This window comes from Micromonospora sp. AMSO1212t, from assembly GCF_008868145.1.
Lineage (GTDB): Bacteria > Actinomycetota > Actinomycetes > Mycobacteriales > Micromonosporaceae > Micromonospora > Micromonospora tulbaghiae.
Map to the genome: position 1 here is coordinate 1 of NZ_WBKS01000237.1, position 2,862 is coordinate 2,862.

Here is a 2,862-nt window from a genome sequence, read left to right on the forward strand (position 1 = left end):
CTGCGGTGCCGGGGGCGGCCGTGGTCGGGTCCGTCGAGAGGTCGACGATCTTGTTGTCGGCGTCCACGTGCACCACATTCGGGCGGTACGTGCGGGCCTCGGCGTCGTCCATCTGCCCGTACGAGATCAGGATGACCAGGTCACCGGGGTGCACCAGGTGCGCGGCGGCGCCGTTGATGCCGATCACGCCGCTGCCCCGCCGGCCCGGGATCACGTACGTCTCCAGCCGGGCGCCGTTGGTGATGTCCACGATCGCTACCTGCTCACCGGGGAGCAGGTCCGCCGCGTCGAGCAGATCCTCGTCCACCGTCACCGAGCCGACGTAGTGCAGGTCGGCCTGGGTCACGGTGGCGCGGTGGATCTTCGACTTGAGCATGGTCCGGAACATCGGGGTGCCTTTCCGCATTCGTGGTGGGGTTCAGGTACGCGGCGCGAGGTGGATGGCCGTGTTGTCGATCAGGCGGGTGGCGCCGACCCAGGCCGCGATCAGCAGCCGGGCCGGACCGGTGACCGGGCCGGGTTCCAGCTCGGTGTCGGTGAGCACCAGGTAGTCCAGGCGGGCGTCCGGCGCGTCGAAGGCCCGGTGCGCGGCGGCGAGCACCGCACCCGCGTCCTCGCCCCGCTCGGCCGCCGCCGCGCCGGCCCGCAACGCGGCGGACAGGCTCAGCGCGGTCTGCCGCTCGGGCGCCGACAGGTACCGGTTGCGGCTGGACATGGCCAGCCCGTCCGGCTCCCGGACGGTCGGCACGCCGACGATCTCGGTCGGCACGTCGAGGTCGCGGACCATCCGGCGGACCAGGGTGAGCTGCTGGTAGTCCTTCTCGCCGAAGAAGGCCAGGTCGGGGCGGGTGAGCTGGAGCAGCTTCATGACCACGGTGAGCACGCCGTGGAAGAAGCCGGGACGGCTCAGGCCCTCCAGGTCCTCGCCGAGCGGACCCGGGTCGAGCCGCACGGTGGGCCGGCCCTCCGGGTACATCTCGGTCGCCGAGGGCGCGAACACCACGTCCACCCCGGCCCGGCGGCAGATCTCCAGGTCGGAGTCGAGCGTGCGCGGGTAGCGGTCGAAGTCCTCGTTCGGGCCGAACTGCAGCGGGTTCACGAAGATCGTGACGATGACGTGGCCGGCGCGCTCGCGGGCGGCCCGCAGCAGCGCCTCGTGCCCGGCGTGCAGCGCGCCCATGGTCATCACCACGCCGACCGGGCCGGCCATCGCCTCACGGGCCGCCGCCAGTTCCTTGCGCGTGTGCAGCACCTCGGCCATCAGGCCGCCACCTCGATTCGGTCGAGCACGTTCCGCAGCGCGGCCGCGTCCGCCGGGCGAAGGCGGCCGACCGCGACGGCGCGGTCCGCCGTCCGTCGTGCCAACGCCAGATACGCGGGTACGGATTCCGGCGCGGTCCGCGCCAGCCGGTCCAGATGCCGGCGTACGGTGCCCGCGTCGCCCCGCGACACCGGGCCGGTCAGCGCGTCGTCGCCCAGCCGCAGCGCGTTCTCCAGCGCGGCCCGCAGCAGCGGGGCGAGCACCTTCTCCGGCCGTTCCACCCCGGCGTCGCGCAGCCGGTCGGCCGCCTCGTTGACGAGCGTCACCAGGTGGTTCGCGCCGTGTGCCAGCGCCGCGTGGTAGAGCGGCCGGTCGTTCTCACCGACCCACTCCGGTACGCCGCCCAGGTCGGCCACCAGCCGGGCCGCGAACGGGCGCAGCTCGGCCGGGGCGGTCACCCCGTAGGAGATGCCGGGCAGGCGGGACAGGTCGTCCGGCGTACCGGTGAAGGTCATCGCGGGGTGCAGCGCGAGCGGCCGGGCGCCCGCCTCGACGGCCGGGGCCAGCGCGGCGAGCCCGTGCGCGCCGGAGGTGTGCGCCACCACCTGGCCGGGACGCAGCGCGCCGCTCGCGGCCAGGTCCGCGACCACGCCCGCGAGCGCGTCGTCCGGGACCGCGACGATCAGCAGGTCGGTGGCGGCACGCGCCACCTCGGACGCGGTGCGGTGCGGGGTCTGCGGCAGCAGCAGCGCCAGCCGGGCCCGTGTCGCGCCCGAGGCGCCGGACGCGGCGACCAACCGGTGGCCGGCGGCGGCGAGGGCCGCGCCCAGCACGGCGCCGACCCGGCCGGCGCCGAGGACGCCGACGGCGAGGGTACGCGGGAAGACGAGCGGGGCAGCGGTGGCCCGGGGGCGCAGCGGTGCGCTCATGGCAGCGATCCAGTCCTCGAAGGGGGTACCGGTCGATGGCAAGTATGCGCCCGGGTGACAGACCCGAAACAAGAAGGTGTGAAAACCTTCACCGACCGCCCGAAGCGGCCGCTCCGGTGGCGGGCAAACCGCCCTTTCGGGTACGTCCCGTAGGGTCGGCACGGTGACCACCCCGCTGCGCTGGCGCGACGCGATGGAGCGGGCGCTGTACGGGCCGGACGGCTTCTTCGTCTCCGGCGCCGGGCCTGCCGCGCACTTCCGCACGAGTGTGCACGCCTCGCCCGTCTTCACCGCGTGCCTGGCGCGGCAACTCGAGATGGTGGACGCGGCGCTGGGGCACCCGGCCCGGCTGGACGTGGTGGACGTGGGCGCCGGCCGGGGCGAACTGCTCCGGGCGCTGCTGGCACAGGCAGCACCCGAGCTGGCCGCCCGGATCCACCCGGTAGCAGTGGAACGATCGGCCCGCCCACCGGACCTGCCGCCGGAGATCGACTGGCGGGCCGGCATCCCCGACGGCATCACCGGTCTGCTCCTGGCCACCGAATGGCTGGACAACGTCCCCGTGGACGTGGCGGTCCACACCCCCGCGGGCTGGCGCCTCCTCCTGGTGGACCCGGCAACCGGCCAGGAGACAGTCGGACCGCCCCCGTCCCCCACCGACACCACCTGGCT

4 protein-coding genes are annotated in these 2,862 nt (G+C 74.6%); 1 reads left to right on the forward strand and 3 read right to left on the reverse strand.

Annotation, left to right across the window (positions count from 1 at the left end):
• The 3 genes from panD to F8279_RS29500 all read right to left on the reverse strand — a co-directional run.
• Positions 1-388, reverse strand: a 388-nt coding sequence (gene panD, locus F8279_RS29490) for an aspartate 1-decarboxylase (RefSeq protein WP_151501690.1), incomplete at its 3' end; no start/stop codon positions are given.
• A gap of 30 nt (positions 389-418) precedes the next feature.
• Positions 419-1,261 carry a pantoate--beta-alanine ligase gene (gene panC, locus F8279_RS29495; protein WP_091425689.1) on the reverse strand — a complete coding sequence of 281 codons (843 nt, stop codon included), beginning with the start codon at positions 1,259-1,261 and terminating at the stop codon, positions 419-421.
• On the reverse strand, positions 1,261-2,190 hold the full coding sequence (locus tag F8279_RS29500) for a Rossmann-like and DUF2520 domain-containing protein (protein WP_151501691.1): 930 nt from the start codon (positions 2,188-2,190) through the stop codon (positions 1,261-1,263). Before F8279_RS29500 ends, panC begins: the two co-directional genes overlap by 1 nt.
• Before the next feature lie 193 nt (positions 2,191-2,383).
• Here F8279_RS29500 and F8279_RS29505 point away from each other — a divergent pair.
• Positions 2,384-2,862, forward strand: a 479-nt coding sequence (locus tag F8279_RS29505; protein ID WP_192580799.1) for an SAM-dependent methyltransferase, incomplete at its 3' end; no start/stop codon positions are given.

Excerpts from the sequence above, each read along its gene's own strand:
- panC (WP_091425689.1), bottom strand. The coding sequence starts at position 1,261 with ATGGCCGAGGTGCTGCACACGCGCAAGGAACTGGCGGCGGCCCGTGAG.
- F8279_RS29500 (WP_151501691.1), bottom strand. The coding sequence starts at position 2,190 with ATGAGCGCACCGCTGCGCCCCCGGGCCACCGCTGCCCCGCTCGTCTTC.